This window comes from Vibrio sp. CyArs1 (assembly GCF_022432925.1).
GTDB classification, from domain to species: domain Bacteria; phylum Pseudomonadota; class Gammaproteobacteria; order Enterobacterales; family Vibrionaceae; genus Vibrio; species Vibrio mediterranei.
Window position 1 is genome coordinate 247,913 of record NZ_JAKRBO010000005.1, and the last position, 26,505, is coordinate 274,417.

26 protein-coding genes are annotated in these 26,505 nt (G+C 43.8%); 13 read left to right on the forward strand and 13 right to left on the reverse strand.

Features of this window, described 5'->3' with window-relative positions; translation table 11 throughout:
- Positions 1-90 precede the first annotated feature (90 nt).
- The 8 genes from MMA19_RS16470 (at position 91) to MMA19_RS16505 (ending at position 7,163) form a co-directional block, all read left to right on the forward strand.
- Positions 91-543, forward strand: a complete 453-nt coding sequence (locus MMA19_RS16470; RefSeq protein WP_240206699.1) for a septal ring lytic transglycosylase RlpA family protein — start codon at positions 91-93, stop codon at positions 541-543.
- Between the two features lie 67 nt (positions 544-610).
- On the forward strand, positions 611-1,186 hold the full coding sequence (locus tag MMA19_RS16475; RefSeq protein WP_031495696.1) for a sugar O-acetyltransferase: 576 nt from the start codon (positions 611-613) through the stop codon (positions 1,184-1,186).
- Positions 1,187-1,538: 352 nt separating this feature from the next.
- Positions 1,539-2,552 (forward strand): substrate-binding domain-containing protein, encoded by a 1,014-nt coding sequence (locus MMA19_RS16480; RefSeq protein WP_031495695.1) that lies wholly within the window; start codon positions 1,539-1,541, stop codon positions 2,550-2,552.
- A gap of 61 nt (positions 2,553-2,613) precedes the next feature.
- On the forward strand, positions 2,614-3,591 hold the full coding sequence (locus tag MMA19_RS16485; RefSeq protein ID WP_240206796.1) for an ABC transporter substrate-binding protein: 978 nt from the start codon (positions 2,614-2,616) through the stop codon (positions 3,589-3,591).
- Between the two features lie 47 nt (positions 3,592-3,638).
- Entirely contained in the window at positions 3,639-4,451 is an 813-nt protein-coding gene (locus MMA19_RS16490) for an ABC transporter permease (protein ID WP_038222552.1), read from the forward strand.
- 3 nt (positions 4,452-4,454) lie between these two features.
- Entirely contained in the window at positions 4,455-5,243 is a 789-nt protein-coding gene (locus tag MMA19_RS16495) for an ABC transporter permease (protein WP_062460049.1), read from the forward strand.
- Positions 5,244-5,254: 11 nt separating this feature from the next.
- Complete coding sequence (locus tag MMA19_RS16500; RefSeq protein ID WP_240206700.1) at positions 5,255-6,343, forward strand: ABC transporter ATP-binding protein; 1,089 nt, start codon at positions 5,255-5,257, stop codon at positions 6,341-6,343.
- A gap of 4 nt (positions 6,344-6,347) precedes the next feature.
- On the forward strand, positions 6,348-7,163 hold the full coding sequence (locus MMA19_RS16505; RefSeq protein WP_124941011.1) for a phosphodiesterase: 816 nt from the start codon (positions 6,348-6,350) through the stop codon (positions 7,161-7,163).
- Between the two features lie 202 nt (positions 7,164-7,365).
- Here MMA19_RS16505 and MMA19_RS16510 read toward each other — a convergent pair whose 3' ends face one another.
- The 3 genes from MMA19_RS16510 to MMA19_RS16520 all read right to left on the reverse strand — a co-directional run bounded on the left by MMA19_RS16510 (position 7,366) and on the right by MMA19_RS16520 (position 9,937).
- A complete protein-coding gene (locus MMA19_RS16510; protein WP_171391596.1) occupies positions 7,366-8,136 on the reverse strand; it encodes a class II glutamine amidotransferase in 771 nt (256 codons plus the stop codon).
- Between the two features lie 103 nt (positions 8,137-8,239).
- Entirely contained in the window at positions 8,240-8,917 is a 678-nt protein-coding gene (locus MMA19_RS16515) for an SDR family oxidoreductase (RefSeq protein WP_240206701.1), read from the reverse strand.
- Between the two features lie 150 nt (positions 8,918-9,067).
- Positions 9,068-9,937, reverse strand: a complete 870-nt coding sequence (locus tag MMA19_RS16520; protein ID WP_240206797.1) for a GyrI-like domain-containing protein — start codon at positions 9,935-9,937, stop codon at positions 9,068-9,070.
- Positions 9,938-10,114: 177 nt separating this feature from the next.
- Between MMA19_RS16520 and MMA19_RS16525 the strand changes: the two genes are divergently transcribed.
- A complete protein-coding gene (locus MMA19_RS16525) occupies positions 10,115-11,266 on the forward strand; it encodes a PLP-dependent aminotransferase family protein (protein WP_240206702.1) in 1,152 nt (383 codons plus the stop codon).
- A gap of 79 nt (positions 11,267-11,345) precedes the next feature.
- Here MMA19_RS16525 and MMA19_RS16530 read toward each other — a convergent pair whose 3' ends face one another.
- The 10 genes from MMA19_RS16530 to MMA19_RS16575 form a co-directional block, all read right to left on the reverse strand.
- A complete protein-coding gene (locus MMA19_RS16530) occupies positions 11,346-12,482 on the reverse strand; it encodes an AI-2E family transporter (RefSeq protein ID WP_240206703.1) in 1,137 nt (378 codons plus the stop codon).
- On the reverse strand, positions 12,475-13,161 hold the full coding sequence (locus tag MMA19_RS16535) for a potassium channel family protein (RefSeq protein ID WP_096441819.1): 687 nt from the start codon (positions 13,159-13,161) through the stop codon (positions 12,475-12,477). Before MMA19_RS16535 ends, MMA19_RS16530 begins: the two co-directional genes overlap by 8 nt.
- 12 nt (positions 13,162-13,173) lie before the next feature.
- Positions 13,174-14,052 (reverse strand): HlyD family secretion protein, encoded by an 879-nt coding sequence (locus MMA19_RS16540; protein ID WP_240206704.1) that lies wholly within the window; start codon positions 14,050-14,052, stop codon positions 13,174-13,176.
- A gap of 12 nt (positions 14,053-14,064) precedes the next feature.
- The gene (locus tag MMA19_RS16545; protein WP_006072343.1) at positions 14,065-14,268 is read right to left on the reverse strand and encodes a DUF1656 domain-containing protein; all 204 of its coding nucleotides are present in this window, start codon (positions 14,266-14,268) and stop codon (positions 14,065-14,067) included.
- Positions 14,269-15,891 (reverse strand): TolC family protein, encoded by a 1,623-nt coding sequence (locus MMA19_RS16550; protein ID WP_124941015.1) that lies wholly within the window; start codon positions 15,889-15,891, stop codon positions 14,269-14,271.
- A gap of 11 nt (positions 15,892-15,902) precedes the next feature.
- Positions 15,903-18,071 carry an FUSC family protein gene (locus tag MMA19_RS16555; protein WP_240206705.1) on the reverse strand — a complete coding sequence of 723 codons (2,169 nt, stop codon included), beginning with the start codon at positions 18,069-18,071 and terminating at the stop codon, positions 15,903-15,905.
- Between the two features lie 139 nt (positions 18,072-18,210).
- Positions 18,211-19,335 carry a permease gene (locus MMA19_RS16560; RefSeq protein ID WP_038228320.1) on the reverse strand — a complete coding sequence of 375 codons (1,125 nt, stop codon included), beginning with the start codon at positions 19,333-19,335 and terminating at the stop codon, positions 18,211-18,213.
- A 160-nt stretch (positions 19,336-19,495) separates the two neighbouring features.
- Complete coding sequence (locus MMA19_RS16565) at positions 19,496-20,866, reverse strand: L-cystine transporter (RefSeq protein ID WP_124941017.1); 1,371 nt, start codon at positions 20,864-20,866, stop codon at positions 19,496-19,498.
- 157 nt (positions 20,867-21,023) lie between these two features.
- Positions 21,024-21,707 (reverse strand): NAD(P)H-binding protein, encoded by a 684-nt coding sequence (locus MMA19_RS16570; RefSeq protein ID WP_006070565.1) that lies wholly within the window; start codon positions 21,705-21,707, stop codon positions 21,024-21,026.
- A gap of 76 nt (positions 21,708-21,783) precedes the next feature.
- Positions 21,784-22,668: a sigma-70 family RNA polymerase sigma factor gene (locus tag MMA19_RS16575; protein WP_038222111.1), complete on the reverse strand. Its 885-nt coding sequence runs from the start codon at positions 22,666-22,668 to the stop codon at positions 21,784-21,786.
- A 721-nt stretch (positions 22,669-23,389) separates the two neighbouring features.
- Here MMA19_RS16575 and MMA19_RS16580 point away from each other — a divergent pair.
- The 4 genes from MMA19_RS16580 to cobU all read left to right on the forward strand — a co-directional run bounded on the left by MMA19_RS16580 (position 23,390) and on the right by cobU (position 26,497).
- Positions 23,390-23,680 (forward strand): hypothetical protein, encoded by a 291-nt coding sequence (locus tag MMA19_RS16580; RefSeq protein WP_006070567.1) that lies wholly within the window; start codon positions 23,390-23,392, stop codon positions 23,678-23,680.
- Positions 23,681-24,137: 457 nt separating this feature from the next.
- Positions 24,138-25,166 (forward strand): nicotinate-nucleotide--dimethylbenzimidazole phosphoribosyltransferase, encoded by a 1,029-nt coding sequence (gene cobT, locus MMA19_RS16585; protein WP_240206706.1) that lies wholly within the window; start codon positions 24,138-24,140, stop codon positions 25,164-25,166.
- On the forward strand, positions 25,163-25,951 hold the full coding sequence (locus tag MMA19_RS16590) for an adenosylcobinamide-GDP ribazoletransferase (protein ID WP_198557702.1): 789 nt from the start codon (positions 25,163-25,165) through the stop codon (positions 25,949-25,951). The genes cobT and MMA19_RS16590 overlap by 4 nt, the downstream gene beginning before the upstream one ends.
- Positions 25,952-25,960: 9 nt before the next feature.
- Complete coding sequence (gene cobU / locus MMA19_RS16595; RefSeq protein WP_240206707.1) at positions 25,961-26,497, forward strand: bifunctional adenosylcobinamide kinase/adenosylcobinamide-phosphate guanylyltransferase; 537 nt, start codon at positions 25,961-25,963, stop codon at positions 26,495-26,497.
- Positions 26,498-26,505: the final 8 nt, after the last annotated feature.

Here is a 26,505-nt window from a genome sequence, read left to right on the forward strand (position 1 = left end):
TGATATCGAATGTTGGCTTTTGTCCCATTCGGTTGTTTTTATGAGCTTTATTGCTAAAGCGTCAACAGTTCAAGAATAGATAAACACGACATGAATAAATTTCAATTTCCAAATAATATCAAGAAGATCAATTTCATCTTTGTTGCATTAATGTTCTCTTTTCTAGCTGGTTGCTCTTCAACCGCTTCAATTGATAGTTCCAAAACTCGAAGTTATGCAAAATCCCATGAACTTGTAGGTCAAGCGTCTTGGTATGGGAATAAATACCACGGACGACGCACTGCGAGTGGTGAGCGCTATAACATGAGGGCTTATACCGCAGCTCATAAAACGTTACCTTTTGGAACGATCGTGAGAGTGACAAATACCGCTAATGATAAAACAGTGGACGTCAAAATCAACGATAGAGGCCCGTTTGTAAAAGGTCGAATTATTGACTTATCTCGCAAGTCATTTGAACAAATTGGCGACATTAGTAAAGGGATAGCACCGGTAAAAATTGAGATTATCGATGACAGTAATACTTTTAGGTATAAGCACTAATCCACTGCCCGAATGACGCGTTGGTGATACAATTCAGCAGCAAAAAAGATCCGAGTTGAGAGACAACATGACTGAGTTCGAAAAAATGCTTGCTGGTGAAGAGTTCGATGGCGGCGCCGAAAGCATTAACCAAATCCGCGAAAACGCCTCCCTTCTGTTACAGGCAATAAATAAAAATACTGATGACATTCAACGTGGTGAGCTGTTTCAACAGTTAATGGGGAATATTGCAGATTCCAGTATTGTACGTTCTCCATTCTATTGTGAGTTTGGTAAGACGATTTCGATTGGTGAAAAGACCTTTATTAATATGAATGTCACCATGCTAGATGGTGCCAAAATCATGATTGGTAACAACGTGTTGATAGGGCCAAATACGCAGTTCTATTGCGCTAGCCACGACTTAAACTACCTCAAGCGTCGCAACTGGGAAACGATCTGTGGACCGATTACGGTGGAAGACGATGTATGGATTGGAGGTAATGTGGTGATCAATCAAGGTGTTACCATTGGAGCGCGTTCCGTCATTGCCGCTAATTCCGTTGTGAACAGTGACGTACCGCCCGACTCGTTATATGGTGGAACACCCGCTAGGTTGATTAAGAATCTCAATGAGAGCGATAACACTTACAAAGGCCAATAGCCACACAACTCAGTAAATTCTACCGAAAGGATGGCGATTAGCATTTAGTATGAGGAATGAGCCAGAGCGCTTAATCTCTTTCGCTGCATTTCAGCTTAATCATCGTGATCCTTTCGGCGACCACTCATATTTCCCCCAGTTTCTGTGACATTAATCGTTATTTCACATTACTCTACAATTTAATTTGCTTCCGTTAAATTCAATGAAATGAAAGTGTTTCATGAATTATGTTGTCGATATATGTCGCAAACATGCATCGATATGGCGGCTAAATTGATGCTTCTTCATTTTCTCCTTAATAAAACTGTAATGTGTCCTCTTTAATCTTGCGTTCAACAACGGAGGAGAGGCGATGAATATCAAAGATGTAGCAGAACTTGCAGGAGTGTCACCTGCAACTATCTCTCGTTATCTAAATCAGCCTCAATCTGTAGCGCATGCCACGAGCAAGAGAATTGAGAAGGTCATTACTCTCACTGGATACAGTGTTGAGCAACGACATGACCAAATTGAATTCAATAAAAATCCAACTCTCGGAGTGGTGATTCCAAGTTTAATTAACCCTGTGTTTTCAGAGGTAGTTACCGGCATCCAGCAAAGAGCGAGGCACTTTGGGTACTCGGTTGTGGTTGTTGACACTCAATATGACAGTGGCCAAGAGCAGCAAGCGGTTATCGACCTGATAAGGCAGCGTGTCGAAGGTGTCATTTTGACGATCGCAGATACCTCTGAAAATGAAGCATTGAAACTTCTGAGAGACTTTAAGTTTCCCTACTGTTTATTGCACAACCGTTCAGATGAGCAAGAACCTTGCGTTTTTGTTGATAACTATCAAGCCGGTATTGATGTAGCTCAGCGAGTCGTGGAATTAGGACACCGAAGAGTTGGCATGTTAACGGGGCGATTTGTCTCATCTGATCGTGCTGAGCAGCGCTATAAAGGGTTTAAAAAAGGTCTTAATGACAATGGATTGGAATTAACTGAGCTACTAGAAGTAGACCAAAACAAGCTTGATCCATTTGGTGACCAAGAGATGAGTGTTATCCAGAGAGAACAGGCGCCTACAGTGTGGTTTTGTAGTAACGATTTGCTGGCATTGAAGGCGATAAATGCCGTGAAAGCCAACGGTCTACATGTACCTTCGGACATCTCAATTATCGGTTTTGACGGCATGAGTTTAGCTCAGCTTATCACCCCGACTCTCGCAACGGTTGCGGTACCACATCTAAAAATGGGGCAAGTCGCTGTAGATATTTTATTTAACGCCAAAGCAGGAGCGAGCGTATCGACTCAACTTGCTCTGGATTATCAATTGCAAATGAATGGCTCACTTGACGTGGTGCCGCACTTACAAAACAACGAATAGTCACATATTGGAGAATATAATGACTTTTACACTAGGCTCTAAAACAAAAAAACTAGCGGGAATGCTATTTGGTTTGGCTTGCGCTTCATTTCAAGCGCAGGCATCTAGCGCAATTTGCTATAACTGCCCTCCAGAGTGGGCGAACTGGGGAGGGCAATTACAGCTGATAAATAAAGAACTTGGAATTCGAGTTCCGATGGACAACAAAAATTCCGGTCAGTCTCTGTCTCAGTTAGTTGCGGAGAAAAACAATCCAGTAGCAGACGTTGTTTATTATGGTGTGTCATTTGGCATCAACGCGACTAACCAAGGGGTAGTAGAACCGTACAAACCGAAGAATTGGGACCAAATTCCAGAGGGGATGAAAGATCCAAACGGTAATTGGTTTGCAATTCATTCGGGAACCATTGGCTTCTTCGTTAACGTTGATGCTTTAGATGGAGCGCCGGTCCCGCAGAGTTGGGAAGATCTTCTTAAACCAGAATATCGTGGCATGGTTGGTTATCTTGACCCAACCAGTGCGTTTGTGGGCTACGCAAGCGCGGTAGCGGTAAATGAAGCAATGGGGGGCGATATCACTGACTTCACACCTGCTATTGAGTACTTCCGCAAACTTGCGAAAAATCGCCCGATTGTCCCAAAACAAACCTCGTATGCACGTGTAATTTCGGGTGAGATTCCAATCTTATTGGATTATGACTTTAATGCGTATCGCGCCAAATATAACGACTTCTCTAATGTGGAATTTGTCATTCCGAAGGAAGGTTCTATTGCTGTTCCTTATGTAATGAGCATGGTGAAAGACTCGCCACACCCTGACAACGCAAAAAAAATCTTGGATTTTGTGTTATCCGAAAAAGGCCAACAAGTTTGGGCAAAGGCGTATTTACGACCAGTTATTGATGGGGTGATGGATGAGGATGCGAAGAGTAAGTTCCTACCTGACTCTGAATATCAGCGCGTTGGTTCAGTTAACTTTGCAAAGATGTCTGAAAACCAAGCCGCATTCGCTGACCTGTATCTAAGAGAAGTCAACTAAACCTCACCGGACCATGGATGGCGGACAAGATTTCCGCCATTGTTTTTATGAAAAAGAATCATCTATCTATTTTGCTTATTCTGCCTGCTGTAATAGTGAGCTGCGCATTTTTCTTGTTACCAGTGGTGCAACTGTTGCAGGTCTCGTTAGTTGATGGCGGTGCGCAGAGCTACATACAAATTCTAACCCGACCTTTGTACTTGAAGAGTCTTTTTTCAACCGTAACGCTTTCTGTCCTAGTCACAGTTGTGAGTTTAGCGGTGGCTACGATCAGTGGGCTGTTTTTGACGCGTTATGAGTTTAAGGGGAAGCAGTTGCTGGTTGCTATGTTGAGCTTTCCGCTTGCATTTCCCGGAGTGGTGATTGGTTTCTTCGTCATTATGCTTGCAGGACGTCAAGGTCTGTTTGCCCAAGCAGGGTTATTGCTTACTGGGGAACGTTGGATGTTTGCTTACTCAATCGCGGGATTGTTTTTGGGTTACTTGTACTTCTCAATACCTCGAGTGGTACTCACGGTCATGGGTGCCGCAGAAAAACTCGATCAAAACCTACTTGAAGCGGGGCGTTCATTAGGCGCAAATCGTTGGCAAATTTTCAAAGACGTAACGCTACCTGCGTTAAAACCAGGATTAATCTCATCGGGTTCGATCTGTTTCGCTACCTCAATGGGCGCGTTTGGCACGGCCTTCACTCTGGCAACCAACATTAACGTGTTACCAATGACGATTTACACAGAGTTCACACTCAATGCTAACTTCGCTATGGCGGCTGCTTTGAGCTTAATCCTTGGTCTAGTGACTTGGTTGTGTTTGATGTTAGCGAAGCGTCAGGGTAATTCGTCTATGGCAATGGGAGGCTAATCAATGAAGAAAGATAAGTACTTTTATATCCAGCTTGGGTTCACTTTATTGGTCTGTGCGTTTCTAATTGTTCCTGTTTTTATGTCGATTGTTGCTGGACTAACGAACAACTATTTTGTTGGTGTGAAAAGTGGATTGACCCTTCGTTGGGTTGAACAAGTATGGGCACTCTATTCAGACACGATTTGGCTAACATTACAAATTGCTATCGCGACCACCATTATTAATGTGCTGGTGGGCGTACCTTGTGCTTATGTGCTGGCGAAAAGCAAAAGCCGTTGGGCATCGTTGTTTGATGAGATCTTAACCTTGCCGATTGCCATTCCAGGTATGGCAATTTCGCTTGGTTTAATCCTCGCTTACGGTGACTTTAGTGATTTCCGTTCTAACTGGACGTTTATCTTAGTGGGTCACGTTATCTTCACTTTGCCGTTTATGGTTAAGTCAGTGTTGGCGGTACTGCAAAGTATTAATTTCAATGTGTTGGAAGAGGGAGCGGCGAGTTTGGGAGCAAGCTTTTGGCAGCGTTTCTTTGATGTCATTGTCCCTAACTGCAAAGCAGGTATTGTCGCTGGTATGTTGATGACCCTCACTCTCTCTATTGGCGAGTTTAACCTAACTTGGATGCTTCACACGCCATTAACCAAAACCTTGCCTGTTGGTTTGGCTGACTCGTACGCCTCCATGCGTTTAGAGATTAGCTCTGCTTATACCTTAATTTTCCTTTGTCTCATTTTACCGTTGCTGGTTCTGGCTCAGATGCTGAACAGAAAGCCGGTTACAAGCAATTAAGATTGAACTCAATGTTAGAACAAACAATGACTGGCGTAGAAATCACGCTGAAAGATATTACCAAGACTTTCCCAGATGGAACCTTGGCTCTAAAACCGACTGACCTAAAAATAGAAGCGGGAGAGATTTTAGTATTACTGGGACCTTCTGGTTGCGGGAAAACAACAACCTTGCGTCTTATAGCTGGATTGGAGTTTGCTGATGAAAATGGCGGACAAATAACTTTTGGTGATCAAGAGGTTACCGCGCTCCCTATTGAGCAAAGAAAAGTCGGAATGGTGTTCCAATCATATGCGCTGTTTCCCAATATGAACGTTAGCGAAAATATCACTTATGGCCTGAAAGTTCGTGGCGTGGATCCTTCGGTACGAGCTCAAAAGCTTAAGCAGATGCTGACTATGTTCGACCTAGAAAAGTATGCGCAAAGAGGCGTCCATCAATTATCTGGTGGCCAACGTCAACGTGTGGCGTTAGCTCGTGCCATAATAACCGAACCAGATGTGTTGCTGCTTGATGAGCCGCTTTCAGCTTTGGATGCTTTGCTAAAACAACGTTTGAGAAGTGATATTCGCTCGTTGTTAAAAGAATTAGGCATCACTGCAGTGTATGTAACTCATGACCAAGAAGAAGCTATGGCGATGGGCGACAGAATTGCCGTTCTCGACCATGGTGAAATTGCCCAGATTGGTTCAGCAAAGGATATCTATCTGCAGCCAAGTAACAGCTTTGTAGCTGATTTTATCGGGCAAATGAATCGATTTGAAGGAGCGGTAGAAGCAGGGAAGTTGCTGTTGGACACCGGTAAGTACCTAAAACTGCCAGAGCATATAGACACGAATATCTCTGCTAAAAATGACTCATTGAGCGTCATGCTAAGACCAGAAGATATTATCTTGAAGGACATTAGCGATGATTGTGATGCTTTAACCGGTGTCGTAGTGAGTACGGTGTTTTTAGGGGACAGAACCCGTGTCACTTTGTCTGGAGTACAAAAGGAGTCTCAACTCATGGTTGACTGTTTTGAGCGCACTGAATATCAGGCGGGTCAAGTTGTGACTGTGTCCTTTGAACCTAGTCGTTTAATTCCTTTGAAGAAGTAAAGTTATGTTAATTGCCCAACTTACCGATTTGCATATCAAACAAGATGGCAAACCCGCGTATCGCAAGGTGGATACGTTGCGATGCCTACAGAATGCTGTACAACATATCAACCACCTTAACCCCAGACCAGATTATGTCGTTATTACCGGTGATCTTGGTGACTTTGGTACGGAACAGGAATACCAAATCATCAGGCAAGAACTAGAGAAACTGCAAATACCACTTCGGGTCGTTCCGGGTAACCACGATCACCGTGATAATTTGCGAGTGGGACTGCAACAGTTAGTCGATTTTGACCACCCAGAGTTTTGCAACTTTGTCGTTGAGCAGGATGAACAAGTTTTATTGGGTTTAGACTCGTCTGTCATTGGCAAACCTTATGGCTTTTTATCTTCACAAACACTTGAGTGGTTGCAAAGTCAGTTAGCCCGTTTATCTAATAAGTCTGTGCTTATTTTTCTACACCATCCGCCAATGCATGTCGGATTAGGGCATATGGATGTGCAAAACCTGACAAATGCAGACAGCTTATATGAAGTGTTAAGTCAGTTTGATAACGTACGCGGACTTTGCGCTGGCCACTTACACCGTCCTATCACCGCGACTTGGCGTTCAATTCCTGTTTGGGTTGGACCGTCACACAGCCATTCGGTGACGCTTGACCTCGATCCTAACGCACCGTCATCTTTTTCATTAGAGCCAAGAGCCATTCAACTGCTCAAATTTGAGAATGATTCGGTGGTGTCCCATATTAGCTACATTGAAGACAGTGATGGTCCTCATCCATTTTTCGATGAACAGGGTAGATTGATCGATTAGCGATTGAAGCAACCCAGAAAAGGTCCATGCTAGGTATGGACCCTTTTAAACTTGTTACGCGAGTATGTTGTGCTTTATTAATTACTCGTATTTTGACGCGTACGTTTCTCGTATGCTTGCGAGTACCACTCTAATAGTTCAACAACTTTAGTGTCATTCAACAGGGTTTATAGGCCGAGAGCTTCAGGGTAAAACTCAGCCGTTATATATCGAGATGTATTTGCGTCGTCGTTAGGTTCAAACCATGTATATGGGTAATCGTTTGTGGTTTAAGTAGTTTCCACTCTTTGCTTTTTTCGAGGGGTTCGGACGCAACGCTGACGTTTTCTCCTTCTGCTTTAATAAAAACAGTCGGTGGCTCTTGGTCACTACTGTATCGTACGACCCAAAACTGTTCGCCGTCGGAGAGGCAAATAGAGGCTTTAAATGGCAAGGCTACCTCTCTTTCTGATTTGGCGTTTTCGATATCTTTGATGGTTTCAATAATGGCGTTGTTTACATTGCTCGACAGGCCATTTTTCATCATCAATAAGAAGATAAGCTCACTGTCGGTCGTTCCTTTTCGATAGTGATAAAGCGATTCAGGCAGCAGACGTTCTAGTTGGAAGCGCAGCTTTTCAAATTCATCGATTTGTCCGTTATGCATGAACATCCAATTGTCGACTACGAAAGGATGGCAGTTAGAGCGTGATACGCTCGTTCCCGTTGAAGAGCGAACATGTGCCATAAATCGATGGGAGCGAATGTGATGCGTCAGAGAACGAAGATTATCGTCACTCCAGGCAGGCATGACTTCGTGGAATTGACCGGGGATATCACGTTGCGTGTACCAACCTAACCCAAAACCGTCAGCGTTTATTCGAGTGGCACCTTTTCTTGCCTCTAAACTCTGGTTAATCAGTGAGTGTTCAGGTACATAAATTAGTTCATCTAGATAAGTTGCGGTTCCCTGATAAGCTAGCCAACGACACATTCATCGCTCCCTCTGTGTAGTGTTTGAAATGGGTACTGTTCCTAAATTAACCACTTTTGTGGCGTTCAACAAGCACCCATACCAACTGTTACAAAGGAGATGTCTACTCAATTTCAACCGGCGGTCTAAACGTCATCTCATGCATGACGACATCACTAGGCAGTTCAAGTAATAGAGAAATGGTGGATGCAACGCTTGCTGGGTGCATATACTCAGGGCGGTCTGCTTCTCTAAAGCTGGTGTCTGCGCCGCCAGGGAACAAAGAAGTCACTTTTATTCCATGAGGCTGAGCTTCTTTCATCAAGATTGCACTAAAGCCCGCAAAGCCCTGTTTCATCGCCGTGTAGACACTCATGGTTTCATTAGAGCGTTTAGCAACTGTGCTTACCACATTAATAATTTGTCCTGATTTAGCCGGTTTCATGACCTTTAAGGCTTCTCTACACAACAACGCAGGTGCACGAAGGTTGACGGCATACTGTTGGTCAAACTCTTCTAAGGTGAACTCTTCAATAGCGCATTTGCGCAAGTTCATACCCGCGTTATTAATTAGAACGTCCAGCCTACCTAGCTTATCGAGCGCCTTTTGGAATAGTTCGACAGTCTGATTAGGATCGGTTAAGTCGGCAGCGATGGTATGACAGTTCGCTTCTTGCTCTAGCTGTGCCAGTTTTTCAGGATTACGGCCCGTTGCTACTACTTGGTGGCCTTTATGGCTTAGTTCTTTTGCTAGTTCATAGCCGATACCACTTGTTGCACCAGTTACCAAGATTGTTTTCATCGCCAAAGCTCCAAATTGATAAGAAGTTGAGTAGGTTGGATAGTGGCACAAGCTTACCGTGGACACGAGTAAATTACCGTACCAATTGATGAAAACAGGGCACACGTTTGTGCTTTGTTACAAAACAAATGCAAAGGGAGAGGCAACTGTTCAATAAAAACTGATAGGCAGATAAAAATCCAGTTCAAAAACTTCGTCAGTCGCCAAGAAATGATTGCGATGATAATGCACGTAAGCTGGGGTTGCACTGGCTTTGAAGCCAGACTGCGGTAACCATTTCTCTTGGATTCGACTTATTTGCGGAAGCAACTCACCGTAAACACCTTGAAGACGGAAGACGGCGTGTAAACCACCCGGAATGGTCATTTGGTTTACGGTACCTCGAAGTTTGATCGGAGCATCAATTTCTAGGCATGCGACATAGCGACACTTATCTAGTTCAACCCAAGCGGGGTTCGAATGATGTAACCCAAACTGTACCGAAAAATCTCGTTTTTCAGCGCTTGCCCATGCTTTGAGCATTTGCCATGGCTTACGTATAGAGCGGTTGTAACCAATGTGACGGATATATGCGACGCGACGCGGCGGCGCGTCGATAATTTTGGGGGCGGGAATAGGACGATCCACAGCTCGAGCATAACCCGCAGCAACGTCAGGGTCCGCTAAATAAGGCTTGTGTGACACTTGAGGGTCGTGTTTTCGCCACTGACCGGGTGAGAGTCTGAACACGTCTTTGAACGCACGCGAAAATGATGATATTGAGCTAAAACCACTCTTATTTGCTATCTGCTGAATACTAGATTTGGTATCGAACATTAATTGATTTGCGGCGTATTCCATTCTTGTGCGGCGGATATATTGATGCAGTGATTCACCAACGACTTCCTTAAATACTCGATGGAAATGCTGTTCGGAATAGGCCCCAATAGCAGCGAGCTCTTTTCCGGAAAGCTCTTTACTTATATCACTGTGGATATAGAACAGGACGTCGTTGATTCGAGTTAGATGACGGGCATTCACAATCAAAATCGCATAAATGGACATGTTTATAAGCATAAATGGACAACATGAAGCTTGCAATAGCGTGTAAGCTGATTTTTCGTTATGGCGGGGTAGTTTAAATCTCTCTATACACATCATTAATTGTTCTTAATCTAAAATAATGCCCCGCTATTAGTTGTATTGGTAAGGAAATATATGGAAATCGCTCGCTCTCTTCAAAATGTCCCTTCGTCTTATATTCGTGAAATTCTGAGTGCAGCCAGCGATCCAAGCGTCATTTCACTGGCTGGAGGATTGCCAGATCCTGATACATTCCCCATCGAGCTAATGCGCTCCACGTTTGAAGGGTTATGTGATAAGCCAGAGGTATTCCAGTACGGAACCACGGCAGGGTATACGCCGTTACTCGATTTCCTATCGGACTATTACCAACTACCAAGCAATCACAGTGCGGTTGTTTGTACAGGATCTCAGCAAGGTCTGGATTTGGTGGCAAGAGCTTACATTAATCCGGGTGATACGGTCGTAATGGAAGCGCCTAGTTATCTGGGGGCTATGCAAGTATTCGGCTTAGTCGGGGCGAATATCGTGACGGTGTCACAAGTGGCTTCCGGCCCTAACTTAGAACAACTTGAAGCGTGCTTTAAGATCAACTCGCCAAAAATGTTTTATGCAGTGCCAGATTTCCACAATCCGACAGGTGTTTGTTGGACACTGGAAACGCGTCAAAAAGTCGCGGAGCTTTGCATTCAATACAATGTGGCATTTATTGAAGATGCTCCGTACCGCGAACTCCGATTTACTGGAGAAGCATTGCCAATGGTCTCGACCTTTTGTCCAGATAACTCCATTGTATTTCGTTCGTTCTCTAAAATTGCATCTCCAGGCCTTCGCATTGGTGTGGTCACTGGCAAGAAGAGCTATATTGAGCCGATTATTAAGATCAAACAAGGTGCCGATCTGCACTCCAGCATTCCAATGCAAGCTGCGCTACTGGGCTTGCTAAAACATGATGACTTTGACGCCCACCTAGATACAGTAAAAGGGATTTATAAGGCGCGTTATCAAACGCTATTTGAAGCATTAGAAGCTAAGTTACCTGAGAGTTGTACGTTGAACTCTGTTGATGGCGGTATGTTTATTTGGGTTGGGATTCCTTTGTGCGATACGTTTGAATTAGCTAAGGCACTGTTGTCAAAAGGTGTTGCCGTGGTTCCTAGCCCTGTATTTTATCCAGAGGCAAACGGGCAGCCTTCGGCACTTCGCTTGAACTTCACTAACTCAACGCCTGAAGAGCTTGTAAAAGCAGTGGATGTGCTCGCAAATGTTCTAAGCGAACACCAGTAACGTTCCGCAGCCTCTTAAATAACGCAGCCGATAAAGCTTAGTGACTTTATCGGCTGTTTTTTATCCGTTGTCCATTGTATTAGCTGTTTTCGGCTTTCGTATTACTTTCAGATGATGCCTCAACGTCGTCTTCTGATAACTCGGTCTGCTCTTCGTAATTAATCCAGAATAAGAACAATTCATACCAAATGGCGAGAATAATAGCGCCGAGGAACAGACCAATAATTCCTGCGAATAACATCCCACCGATGGCACCGATTAAGATAATAGGCATCGGCACATCAACGCCACGTCCCATCAACATAGGCTTGAGAATGTTATCAGATAATCCCCCCGCTAATGCCCAAATAGTAAACAGTGTCGTACTAGTTCCGTCTCCTGTGGAATAAACGTAGAAAATTACCGGTGCAACGATAAGTAGAGCAGGTAACTGAGCGATACAAAGGATCAATGTTGCGAGTGTCAGCAAACCAGCAGCCGGAACTTTAAACACAAACATCGCAGCACCGATGATTGCCGCTTGAATAAACGCCACACCAACAACACCTAGTAATACACTGCGAATAGTTGCTGCCATCAAGTTAGCCCACTGTTCAGCTTTTTTCCCAACAGCTCTTACTGCGACGGTTTCTAACGCTCCTGAAATTTTCTCTGCATGTGCCATAAATCCACCGGCAATTGCGAGGGAAATGATGAACATAATCAAGCTTGTTAATGCGCCGCCTAATATGGAGGCGACAGTACCGAGAAAGCCTTTAATCTCAGGCAAAAACTGCTGTATAGCTTTTTCCATGTTAGTGGCGAACAGGTTCCAAATGCTATACAGCTTGTCACCAATGACAGGGATGTCGGCGACCTTAGAGGTGGGCCCCGGGATTTTTATCTCGCCACTTTGTATTACTTCAGTGGTATGAGCGACGCCCTCGTAAATTGAACCAGAAACCATGACGAAAGGGATCACCAACAAAGAAATACCGATTAAGGAGACCAGAGTAGCGGCTAATCCCCGTTTGCCACCTAATGAGCGCTCTAACTTTTTGGTCAGTGGCAACAAGGCGACGGCTATGATTGAGCCCCAGAGGACGGGGATGATAAAAGGTTTGATGATATCGTAGGTGAAGATCAGCAATATCACCAATAAACCAATTCGAATGGCCGACTCCACCATATTATTGACAAAGAGCTTGCTTTGACGCTGTTCAGTCTGTCTATCCATTGTTGTTTTCCCTGTTTTCAATATTTGCACTTACCAAACTTGATACGACTATTGCCATATAGAACACTCCGACAATGGCTTCCAAATACACGACAACTTGTGCTAGTGGAGTAATTGGACTGATGTCGCCATAACCTAACGTTGTTAACGTAACGAAGCTGAAATACGCTGCGTTAGAGAAATTCTCTCCCCACGTAATGGCTTCGAGCCCCGTAAAGGCTTGTGGGGAATATTCGATAATAATTAAGTAAACGATAGCCCACATTAAGCCGAGTAGTAAAAATAATGCTACTGAACCAATGACTTTGTTGGTGTTGACCTTGCCGTGGAAGAGCACCTGTTTAGCTGTCGACTTAAAGGTACCAAAGAAGAATGAGAAGGTGAGGGCGAGCATAACGAAGTCCATTTCACGGAGCTCGAAGACAATTTTTGCCAACGTCGCTAAGATCCATAGGCATACCAGCGTTATCAAAAATCGCGTCCATCCTTTATCGAATCGCAGACTGGCTAAGCAAACAATGAAAGTGACGATGATAAACAGTTGAAGAACATGATCTATTACACCTTGCCCAACGATTTCGGCCAATGCTGAGCTGATAAGTAACGCGATTAACGCCACAGTAAGATAGAAGAAATTATTGTCTTCATTGATTTTTCTTAACCGATTCCCCATTTCCATCATTGTTTCTCCCTAGTCTTCATTTTGTTCCATCACCATGATCGACGCTGATAATCCAAAGCGCAGATGCACTCCTTCAGGGAGTTCATGTAGCGACACACGAACTGGGATTCTCTGGGCGAGGCGAATCCATTGGAAGACAGGATTGACGTTGGGCAACAGGTTATAGCCAACTGTGCCATCTTTGGGCGCGATACCCCAGCCGATAGAATCGACAGTGGCATGAATAGGTTCATCTGGATGTGACATCAAAGTCACTCTTGCTTGGCTACCAGGGTGTATTCTTGGTAGTTGGTTTTCTCTAAAGAAGCCAAATACCCAGAAACTGTTTTCATCAATCAAGGCGACAAGAGGTTGGTTAGCGACGGCCTGTGTTCCTTCTCGGATATCAAGGTTGGAGACATAGCCATCCACCGAGGCGACAACGCGCGTATAGCTAAGATTGAGGCGAGCGGACTTTAATTGTTCCTCTGAGGCTTTGATTTGCAGTAGTGACTCTTGATAGGCAATTTCGCGTCGAATGAGATCCTTATGAGAGACTGCTCCTTTGTCTTTTTTACGAATGTCGAGCAAACGGTCGTACTCGATTTTCTTTCCCTTTGAGCTGATGATGGCTCGTTGAAAAGCCACTTCGGCTTGTGAGAGGGCAACTTGATAGGTTTCAGGGTCGATTTCAAATAACAAGTCGCCTCGTTTGACTTGTTGGTTGTCAACAATAGCTACGTTGACAATCGGGCCTGAGACTCTTGGGGCAACCTTGATGATATTCGCTCTAACTTGTCCATCGCGTGTCCAAGGGTTGTTGAAATAGTCTTGGTATTTCTGATACCCAAACCACCCAGCGCCACCAAGGATAATCAGGTTTAGGATAATAATGAGAGATTTTTTCATAGTGACGAGCTCCTAAAACCTTAAATAGAAATGGTCGATAGCAATGACATACAACACGAGGATTGCTAAGAATGTGAGCGAAGGGAAGGCGATAAATCTTGATAGCTTCACCTTGTTTAGCATCACGACGGTAATCCAAGTCGCAATGAGCGCGAGAATCAGGACTAACACCAAAGGAGAAAAGTAAATATCTCCCCACGACATTTCATGTGGCATCTATTTATCCTCCTTGTCTGTTGCTGGTGGTTTGGCGCCTGTGCGCAGCGTTAATGAAGGTAGAGCAACATTTTCTTGCTGTAATTGGTCACTCCAATCGGTGCGCTTGTTCATCTGTTCGACATGCTCTGGTGACACAAACGCTTTTCCTGAGTTAATTTGCCAACCGCCACCTAGTGACTTGTACAAGGCGACAACTTGGTTAGCGACGTTTCCTTTAATTTGAGCGTAACTGTCTTCGCTTCGAGTCATTTTTTCGACGGAGTTCAATAAACGCTCAAATGAGATTTGTCCGTTCTCATACTGGGTGAGCGAGATATTAAACGCGCGAACTGAGGCGTTTACTGACTCTAAGCGCAGGGATTTTTGTTCTCGATACAAATCGTAGGCTTCCATTGCATTCGTCACCTCTTGAACCGCTTGCAGTACTTTTTTGTTGTAATTGGTCAGGGTTTCTTGGAATTTCGCGTCTTCAAAACGGATATTGTTCTTCACTCGCCCATATTGAAAAATGTTCCAGCTCATTGCGGGTCCGGCCACCAAAGTCAGCGAATCGTTGAAGCTGAAACTACTGCCTGAAGGTACAGAGCTGTTAATGCCTATGGATCCAAAGAGGGAGAAGCTTGGGTACAACGCCGTTTCAGCGACACCGATTTGAGCGCTTTGGGCATGAGCTTGAAGCTCTGCGACTTGTAAGTCTGGTCTGCGCATAACCAAACTAGCGTCAACAAGATTGGCTAATACTGGGGTTTCTGGAACGATAGAGCCATCTCCCTTTTCCGAAATAGCGCTTTTTGATCCGGAAGCTTTAAAACGCTGCTCAAATTGAACCAGTTTCTGCTCCATGTCTGACTTAAGAATGGGCTCTATTTCTTCAGGCAATGTGCCCAACAGGACCGCCAACGCATTTTTGGCTTGCAACATCGCTACAGTTAGCGCCGGTAGGGCAGCTTTGGTGGTGAATAGTTGATTGCGCGCCTGTTGAACGTCGAGTTCGGTGACATTGCCTGACTCAAACTGCACTCGCGTAATGTTGACTACTCGCTCTTGAATCTCGATATTGCGCTGTGAAAGCAGTATGCGTTCTTGGAATGTTCGGTAATTAATATAGTTTCTTGCCACTTCAGAGGTGATGGTCACCAAAATATCGTTGTAGGAAGCGATGGAGGCGTAATAACCCGCTTGGGCTGATTCTATTCCGCGTGCATATTTTCCCCAAACATCCATTTCCCAACCTGCATCAAAGCTCAAGGTTGCATTGTTGAATGAACTTTCATTGGCGTAAGCTTTGGCTAGGTTGCCAGATATGGATTGTAGCTGAGGATATTGCAATCCATCGGCGATACCCAGAACTGAACGCGCTTGCAAGATTCTAAAACCGGCGGCTTCCACATCTAAATTCTGTTGAGAGGCAATATCAACCAGTTTGTTCAAAGTCGGGTCGTTAAACTGTTCCCACCATTTTACGGTTGAGTCCATGCTAGCTTGTGTGTCTGAATCGTTCCACGATGACGGAAGTTGGGTTTCTTGACTCGGTGTAAAATCTGGACCAAGCGTAGTACACGCTGTCATAGACAACGTGGCTAACGCGATAAAACAGGACTTTGTGAGATGAGAGATCATTACTACCTTTCCTAAAATCGATGCATTTTGAGATTATTGAGGTCGACATTCTGAACCGCTTCTTCCACTTTTATCAGAGACTCAAAAACACTTCGTTTTAAGCTGAGGAAGATATAGAACTCTGCAATGTCTTTTTGAGCGTACTGCTCAGGATCTAGCTGCTGAAAAAACACATCGAGAATAGCCTCTGTTTTAGCGTATTCGCATTGCACGTCTTCAAGCGTTTGTACACGCTCTCTTTGAACACGGTTATGAGTACGGATTAACGTTAGTAAGCTTTCGTCCGTGTACTCGTTTCTAAGCTTAGTAATCAATGGGTTATTTTTCAGATGAGTTTGTGCGATGACGAGTGTATTTAAATGATTTATTAAATTACGACACTGCTTTGTGTAGGCAGTCAGTGATTGGTGATCGTTCTTGTCAAAGTAGTTGAGATCGATCTTACTTGCCCACAATGCAAGTTTCTTAGCTGCAACATTGGCCGTTTTTAGATGTAATTGAATTGTAAAGTTAGCCAGGGTTGAGCGGTTTAGCATTTGAAGCTTAACAACTAATTGATAAACATGAGTGAAAAGTCTTTGTCTTACCAATAAGAATAGGCGTTCGGCTTTACTTGAGAAAGGGAAGTAATGGGCGAACACAAGCATTAAAACCACAAGATAGAACAACATCATGATGGTAAGGAGAATGCCAAAATGGTAATTCATGACGTTGTCGATACCGAGAATAAAGAGGCCGATCATAAAGAAGATTGTGATGGGGCCTTTAAATAGATAGAAGCCAATAAAGGTATACGCAAAAAGGAAAAGGGCGAGTTCGATGCCAAGTTCCAATGTGGGAAGAACAAAAACGTAAGCGGGAACGGCAAAGATAAACCCGAACGTAAATAGAAAGCCGAGTAATTTAGGATGCACGGGTAGGAAAGAGAGTAAAGAAACAAAAATGGTGGAGAAAATGACGAAGCTATACCCACCCGGAGGATTGAAAAAGATCCAGATAAAAGCGGCTACCCAGTAGGTCACAAAGACTTTAATCGATGTCTTAAAGTTTTCTGCGTCCCACCATAGGAAAGCTCCGGCACTTTTCCGAGGCTTTTCGTCAAATGACACTGATTTGGTAACGGAATCGATACAACTAACAGTTTCGTTCAGCCTCGAAATACTGGTATGAAGGCGGTTGAGCACATACCCCAAGGTAATGGCAGAACTCTTAGATAGATGAGGATGATTACTGAGAGAGTCTAGGTCTAAGGCGACTTTTCGCTCTTGCCAACGATACTCTAACCCCTCGTCTGATGCTTGGAGGTAGTGTTCACACTGTTCGAATAATTGCTGAATATCGGCGACAAACTCATCGTAATTGGTGATAAATTTCTGAGGCTCACCCTGCAGAAAGTTCGAACTAGAAGTTGCTATCAGCAGATTGGTTATCTGTTTGGTGTAGTGAAGCGTGAGCTGCCACTCTTGAAGGTAAGCGGACACATCGCTGCATTCTTTACTCTCGGTAGAAAAGCGAGTTTCTAAGGCGGTTTGACTCGCGTACAACTTCTCAATTAAGTCATTTAGACTGGGGGACTGATTATCGTCTGACGATGTTTCAGACGCCTTTTCCGAATCTGTTATATGAGATGTTGTATAGATTGGTGGCGAGAGGCGTTCGAGGATCTGTTTTTGGAGCGAAACGACGTCGTGGGTCATACGGCGAAGATTCTGTTCTGTTTTGCTTGGGAACAGATAGGTGCCTACCAAAGTGTAAATAATGACACCAAACACGGTCATGTGAGCACGGTCTACGCCATATAAGAATGCACCTTCTGCATCTCCTCCGTTTGACATCATTAAAGTCATGACGCCTGTTAACATGAATAACGTCGGATCTTTTAGATAGGCATTTTTAAAATAGAAGATAAAGGATGCCACAACAGAAACACTCAGCATGTATAGCAGTCGATCTTGGGCGAACATACCGACTAGCAACAATCCAATAACGGCACCAACTATGGTTCCAAGTACTCTTAAGGTTCCTTTCTCTAATGATTCACGTTGGCTTCCTGTTGATGCGATGAGCATAACAGTGGTAGCCGCAGTAGAAGCCTGAGGCCAACCTAATGCAAATGGAATGAGGTAAGCGAGGGTAAGACTGAGTGCTACCTTTGTCGCGAATTTGGCCTTGTCGTTCATAATCCCTTACGTTGAAGATACCAACTCATAAGAAACTATAGACATTAAATGAAGTTTTGCGTGGTAATTTTGACGATAACTATTGAAAATTAAAGAAAAAAGCGCTGCCGAGCAGCGCTTTGAAGTTTACTAAGTTGTATTAACCAAATAGGTAGCTGTAGAGGTAACCCGCGCTAATTGCCATGCCTAAGATAACGACTAAGAAAGCGGCAATCATTTGGTTCTTGAAGATAGATTTCAACAAGATAACCTCTGTTAAGCTGGCACCAGCACTGCCAATGATAAGTGCCATCACAGATCCTAAAGCCATACCTTTTTGAACCAAAGCTGCACTTAGCGGAATAACGGCCTCTGCACGAATGTATAGTGGAATACCAATAACAGCTGCAATCGGAATCGCATACCATACACCTTCACCAGCATATTCTGCGATAAGGTCAGTTGGGATAAACCCGTAAATGAATGAACCTAACAAGATACCTATCATTAGATATGGGAATACTTGTTTGAAGTCGCTCCAAGTCGATTTCCAAATACGTAGCCAACGGCTATCTTCTTTTGTTACTGCTGAAGTGGTGCCACAGCATGCACTGCCATCAGTGTTGATGTCGGTAATGGTTGGTTCCTCGCTAGAGCAGCAGCTTGTTTTCGCAGCCACAGGTGCACAGCATGACGACTCTTTTGCCTGCGTTACAACCGGTTTTGCAGAAGTGCCACAGCCGCTAGATGTGCCGCAAGAAGAAGTTTCAACTTTTGCAGGTTCAGTATCACCACATGATGTACCACATGAGCTCGCTGCTGAGTTGGTTTGGTATGCTTCAGGTTTTACGTAGCGTTCAAATCCAAGTTTCTCTAGTACATAGCCAGCAGTGACGGCAACGAACATTGCGATAGAGAAATAGAACACTGCGACTTTGATACCAAATGTCACCACGAACAAGCCGATGATTACAGGGTTAAGTAATGGGCTAGCGAACAAGAAAACCATCATTGGGCCAAACCCCGCTCTCGCTCTCAGCAAACCTTTTAAGAAAGGGATGGTTGAGCATGAGCAAAACGGTGTAATTGAGCCAAGAAGGGCAGCGATAAAGTAACCTTTGCCATTTTTGGAACTCAGAATAGATTGGATTTTTTCAGGTGTTAGGAACTCCTGCAATACCCCAACAATGTAACTTATTGCTAAGAAAAGAATGATAAGTTCAGTGGCTAGAAAGGCAAACATGTTTGCAGTTTCTTTAGCCATTTCTAAAAATTCAGCGTTCATATTAGTTAGTCCTAATGATTCGATATGTTTGGAATTATAGAACTATTTGGATTGAGATCAATAAATATTTCGATAAATATCGAAATAAATTTTAACGCACTGAAATTAATAATAAAAAAAGCGGCCATGAAGGCCGCTTCGCTAGAATGACTTGAGCTAGTTATTGTGCGTTAGCTTGCTCGAGCTCAGGTTGTTTCTTCTTGAGCAAACGACTAGTAATAGTACCTGCGGTCATCGCGCCAGAGACATTCAGTGCGGTACGCGCCATGTCGATTAAAGGTTCAATGGAGATAAGTAGCGCAGCGATAGTGACCGGCAACCCCATTGCTGGCAGTACGATAAGAGCAGCAAATGTTGCGCCGCCACCGACACCCGCGATACCAAAAGAGCTAATAGTAATAATGGCAACTAACGACAGGATGAAGTTAAAGTCCATTGGGTCAATACCGACAGTTGGTGCAACCATTACGGCTAACATTGCAGGATAGATACCGGCACAACCGTTTTGTCCAATTGTCGCCCCAAATGATGCTGATAAGTTAGCAATAGCTGGTGGTACGTTGAGTTTGGTAACCTGTGCTTCTACGTTCAATGGAATGGTCGCAGCAGAGCTTCGAGATGAGAACGCAAAAGTTAGTACTGGCCAAATCTTCTGGAAATATTCTTTCGGACTTACGCCAACAAGTGAGACCAAGAAACCGTGAACCAAGAACATTAAGAAAATGGCTAAGTAAGACGCAACGATAAAACCAAGTAGATTTAAGATGTCACCTGCACTTGAAGTCGCGACAACTTTCGCCATCAGAGCCGCAATGCCATAAGGCGTTAATGCCATAATCATTTTTACCAGGCGCATAACAACAGATTGCGTTGCATCGACAAAAGTGCGGATCGGTGACTCAAGCTCTTCTTTCTCGGCCATCACTTTTCGTGCAGCTATACCAGTAAGGACACCAAAAATAACTACAGCGATAATAGAAGTAGAGCGGGCACCGGTTAGGTCAGCAAATGGATTGGTTGGAATGAAGCTAACCAGCATTTGTGGAATTGTGAGATCGCTTACACGGTCGACGCGACTTTCTAGTACCGCGATACGAGCCGTTTCACGTGCACCTTCAGTGAGCCCTTCAGCACTTAAACCAAATGCTTGAGTGACTGCAATACCGATAAGTGCGGATACGGCAGTCGTAGCAAGTAGTACAGAAATAGTCAGGCCACTAATTTTGCCTAAAGAGCCGCCTTTTTCCAGTTTTACCACCGCGGCAATCATAGAAACTAAGACTAAAGGCATGATGATCATTTTTAAAAGACCGACATAGCCTCTGCCCACAACGTTAACCCATTCAAGGGTTTCGGAAATTGCTGCGTGACCTTCACCTAGTAGTAATTGTAGTCCGAGTCCGAAAGCACTCCCTAAAACCAAACCGAATAAAACAAGACGTGAAAGGGCGTGTTTCTTTTGTTGCTGTCCATACAAAAAATAGAGTATGCCTAAAAATATCGCTAGCGCTGCGACAACCGCAATTGACATTGAAGTATCCTTTTATCCATCTGACGTATAAACCTTATTTAGCATAAGGTAATTAGAAGTGTAGATGGCTAAAGTACCGATCTGTTGTAATCGTTAACAATAAATTAATGTCATTAGTTAGAGCAATTTGTTATATGCTGTTTAATATATATTCGAGCTAGTTTTGATAACTAGAAAGAATATCCAACATATTTGCAGAATTATATGCGACGCAATTCGCATCATGATGTTCAATTACGCTATAGAGCATCGCTTGAGCAACAGACTCTGCGGGGATAGGGGCGTATGATCTAAGTGGGCCGATCATGAGAGGTGATAGGAGGCTGAATATTTTTTGAACAGCCACTTCATCTGATCGGATCTGTTTTTCTCTACCTGCGAGTGGTCCAGGTCGAACAAAGACAACTTGGTCGAATCCCATGCCTTCGATACGACGTTCAACGCGCCCTTTGCACTTGAGATAATGGGAAAGAGATCTTGGAGAGGCTCCTAAGCTTGAAACTACCGCAATACGCGTTACACCAATCATCTTCATGGTTTGAGCAACATCACAGACAAGGTCGTAATCTACTTTTTCCAACGCCGCTTTGCTGCCAGCTTGTTTAAGGGTAGTACCGAGACAGATAAATCCAAGAGTAGGGGTAGGCGAGGAGTCTTCCCAGTTTGTAACTCTGAGCGCCCCATCCATTAGTTGGATCGTTTTTGATGCGTGTGTATCTAGAGGCGAGCGACATAGCGCGTAAACCGTTTCAATGTGATCGGTTCGCTCTAACAGTGTGAGCAGTTTGCTTCCCACTAACCCAGATGCGCCAGCGATGATGGCATTGTAACTTGATGACATAAAGAAAAGTCCCACTAACCGATGGTAAGTGGGACTATAGTAAATGTTGAGCTAACGTGCTGTGATAGAAGCGAAATTAATCAATTTCTGCTCGAGTTAGATTTTGTCGTTTAAGTTTATCTCGAAGTGTCTCCATGGCACTTTTTTGTATCTGACGCACTCTTTCTCGGGTGACGCCGACAATTTCTCCCACTTGTTCTAATGTCTTGGGATCATCGTCAAGTAATCCAAAACGGTGATGTAGAATAACGCGTTGTTTGTCAGGTAAACTGTCCACCAAATCAATGAGAGCTTTATTTAGATTCTGGGTCACGATATCTTGTTCTGGAAGCTCAAATACATCGTCATCATCGATGGTTTGCAAGTGATCTTTCTTATCGCCTTCTTCATCCCAGCCATTATCTAGTGATAAGGACTGTTCAGAGAGCTTGAGTAGTTTGCTTACTTCTTCAGGTGCACGGCCTGTACGCTCTGCTATTTCTGAAGACGTAGGCTCATGATTACCTTCTTTGCGAAGCTCATGAGCTGCTTTGCTACATTCACGTATTTGCTTTGTAACGTGGACAGGAACACGAATGGTTCGGCCTTGGTTCATGATCGCTCGGTCAATCGCTTGCTGAATCCACCAAACTGCATACGTTGAAAAGCGATAACCTAACTCTGGATCAAACTTATCAACCGCTTGAATGAGCCCTATGTTTCCCTCATTGATTAGATCATAGAAATCAAGCCCTCTGTTTGAATAGCGCTTCGCTGTTCTAATCACTAATCTAAGGTTGGAGTTGATTAAGTGCTGTCGCGCTAATGTATCTCCAGCTCGCGCTTTTCTTGCAATGTGTCTTTCATCTTCGGCACTAAGAAGATCGTGTCCTGCGACTTCTTTGAAATACGTTGCACCAATATTTAGGGATTCATCTTTACCTGAAGTTGTATGACTGCTCTTTTCCTTGACTGCTCTCATATTCATCCCTTCCCAACTGCTTGTAATAAATGTGTCTTTCTTCTTCTGATTATATTGTTCAGCTATGAAATTGGTTTCTCTGTCATAAATTACTATATTTTAAAATCGGAATACAATGTTCATTTAATAAAATGGATACATAGCGGCAACATTTATCCTTTGTTTCATTTGTTGCCACCACCTGTTTGAGAATAAGCATCATTTGTATCAATGTTCGTGAGTATGTGCGCCATTACACCGCCAATTTAACCTTATGATTTATATGATATAAATCATAAGGGTTTTCTGTGTTCAGAACGATTTTACTCAACATTTCTAATGTATACCTAAATTGAAGTGGCCGTGTTTACAGTTGTGTAAATCATGCCCGATACGTTGTGAAAATTCTTTATTGTTGATTGTTTTGTAGATAAAAGTGCGATTATAAGGGTAGATGATGGTGTAATAATTGGCCTTTCTTGGGTGGTTTAGTATCATGCATCGTATTGCATTTAGCCGTTTAATTGTGTGATATTTAACCCATTTTATATTCTTGGAAGCTATATATTTACTGGCATGTTACAAAGTGCTGTCGTTTGCGAAGCGTTTTATAAAAATAGGACGATAGTTTAGAAATATGACAAATGTATCAATTTAAGTGATCAAGGTTGTTGGATTTAATAAGTACATTAGACTTTAGTATAAATAGACAGGTAAAGACCGCCAGAGTCGGGATAATAATATGAATCAAGAATTAAAACAGAAGATAGAAGAGCTTCTTGTGCTTGCGAGGATGCAAGGAGTTTCTATCGTTGGGTTAGCGGATATACCTAACTCAGATAAATGTCACGTATTTAAAACTATTGAGCATGATTGCAAGCAAGGTACGCGCAATTTAGATGATATTATGATGCGCCAAATGTGCGATGGAAAGCCGAGTAATTGTTCTACTTGCCACAAAACTACACCAGTGATCTCAGACGATGGCCTTGCACAACTATTTTCTGAACTTCAGCAGCCGATTGACACTTAGCAAGCCAACTTTCCCTCTAAAATGACGGACACTAAAAAGCCCTCTACAGCATTGTAGGGGGCTTTACTATTTTACTTACAGTTAAGTGATTTGGTCACGTCAGCGATAAAGGTACATTAGAACGTTTCTTGTTACTATTTTGCGGTCCTTTTTTAGACGGAGCTCTTTGATTGGTAAGCATAATTGCCTCCTCACTTTTTTGTTATGTTGTTATTTTCAACACCTAGTCCGATTTAACTCAATTCCTTCTTCTCAATGTACGTTTGTTGATACGATCTTGGCAATACAAGGCTGTCCTTCAAGTTATGCTTCCAAGATTTGGGTGAGATCTAAAGTTGGTTTGTGATCTCGTAATAAGTACACTAGGTGAACCCTAAGTATAGCTCATAAGCTCTAATGCAAATTTTGACCGTTTTGCAGGGAGTTAGAGTAAGTGAAACCATAAAGAAAGGACGTCATGCTAGCGAATACATTTGATCAATCTATTCAAAACCGAATAGACCAAAAGACCAAGCCATTAGGTGCATTAGGAAAGCTTGAGGGCATCGCTTTCCAGTTGGCAAAGATTCAAAGCCTCTCTTTAGGTAATTTAGCAACTAGTATCGATGTTTCAAATCCGCATGTCATCGTATTTGCAGGGGACCATGGCGTAGCCGAGCGGGGAGTGAGCATTGCGCCAAGTGCGGTAACTCAGCAAATGGTGATGAACTTTCTTGCCGGTGGCGCTGCAATTAACTGTTTCTGCCGTGCTAACGAGATAGCGTTCTCCGTTGTAGATTGCGGAATGCTTGAGCCAGTTTCAGATAGTTCAGGTACCTTAGTTTTGAGTCGTTTAGGATGTGGAACGGATGATTTCTCCGCACATCCTGCAATGACACTAGAACAAGCTACACAAGGTATCGAAGCGGGACGGAATATCGTCGCATCAAAGATAGAAAGCGGCGCAAACATACTCATGTTTGGCGAAATGGGTATTGGTAATACTAGCTCAGCATCAGCGTTGCTTTCTGCTATCACCGAGCTACCAGTGGCCCAGAGCGTAGGGCTTGGGACTGGAATTAATGCCGAGCAACTTGCGCTAAAGCTGGCGTTGGTTCAGCAAGGTGTCGATAGAGTGCAGAGCAAATCAGTCATGGAGATCTTATCCGAACTGGGCGGTTTTGAAATTGTTCATATGGTGGGTGGTTTTCTAGAAGCAGCAAAACGACGCGTTCCAGTGTTGGTGGATGGCTTTATCGTTTCCGTTGCAGCGCTTATCGCCGCTAAGTTAGAACCAAGCTTAGAAGATGTTTTAATGTTCTCTCATACCTCTCAAGAAGCAGCGCATCGTTATGTATTGGAACAATTTAACGCGAAGCCGCTTTTAGACTTGTCGCTAAGATTAGGTGAAGGGACTGGAGCGGCACTTGCGTATCCACTTATTAAATGTTCAGCTGAGTTTTATAACTCAATGGCAAGCTTCGAAAGTGCTGGAGTAACAGTGTGAGTAACGAAAAATCTCGCAGTTGGTGGCGTTATCAATGGCAACTGTTTTGTCTCGCATTGAGTTTTTTTTCACGTTTGCCGATACCTAAAGACACGCCATATTCCACTGAGCGGATGAATCGCTCCGGTCGTTATTTTGCGGCAGTGGGCTTTGTTATTGGGGCACTGTGTGGGCTCGTTTTTACTGTTGCGAGTACTGTGCTTCCAGTGTCTGTCGCTGTTGTTATAACAATGGTGTTTAGTTTGCTATTAACGGGTGCATTTCATGAGGATGGCCTCGCAGATATGGCAGACGGCATTGGCGGTGGAATGACGGTCGAAAAACGACTGCTTATCATGAAAGACAGCCGACTTGGAACATACGGCGTCAGCACACTCGTGATGGTGTTACTGTTAAAGTTCGTCACCCTTGTAGAGCTTGCTAACCACAACCAGTTCATTGCCGCTATTATTCTGGCGTATGTTTTTAGTCGAGCCGTCGCGGCGTCGTTGATATCGACGATGCCGTATGTGTCTGATCCAGAGGGTAGCAAAAGCAAACCGCTAGCTAATCAACAAACACAAAAAGAGCTTATTTTTCTCGCTGTGTGTGCACTGCTTCCAGCGGTTTATTGGGGTATGCAAATCACTATTACTTTAGTGATTTGGGCATTGTTATTTCGAATAGGATTTAAACGTTGGCTTATGGCGAGATTAGGTGGATTCACAGGTGACTGCCTTGGCGCTGCGCAACAAATCGTGGAGCTGTCGGTTTACCTTATCTTGCTCGCATACACTGTGCCATAGGAGAAGTCTGTGCCAGTAGAATTGATAATAGGCGGTGCTCGCTCAGGCAAATCAAGCTTTGCAGAAAATAGAGTGTCGGATTTAATTGACGCTAGCGAGGGGCTTACCAAGCATTATGTAGCAACCTCTGAGCCAATTGATAACGAAATGCGCGCTCGTATTGAGCACCACCGTCGCCAACGTGGACTTGGCTGGCGAGAGTGGGAGTGCCCATTGGCGCTGGTGGAGCAATTATCGACCTTCTCATCGTCGGATGTCGTACTTATTGACTGCCTCACGTTGTGGCTGAACAACCACCTTTTCCATTTAGGTGACGACTGTGATGATCTGGGTTTAATGAGGGAAATTGAAACCTTAGTCAAGGCCTTAGCACAATGTGATGCGCATGTAATTGTCGTGTCGAACGAGGTCGGCTTAGGGGTTGTGCCTATGGGCGAAGTGTCTCGCCTTTTTGTGGATAATGGGGGGCGTATGAACCAACAAATCGCAAAGATTGCAGAGAAAGTTGTGTTTGTCGCCGCTGGTTTACCGTTAGTTTTGAAGTAACTGCGGAG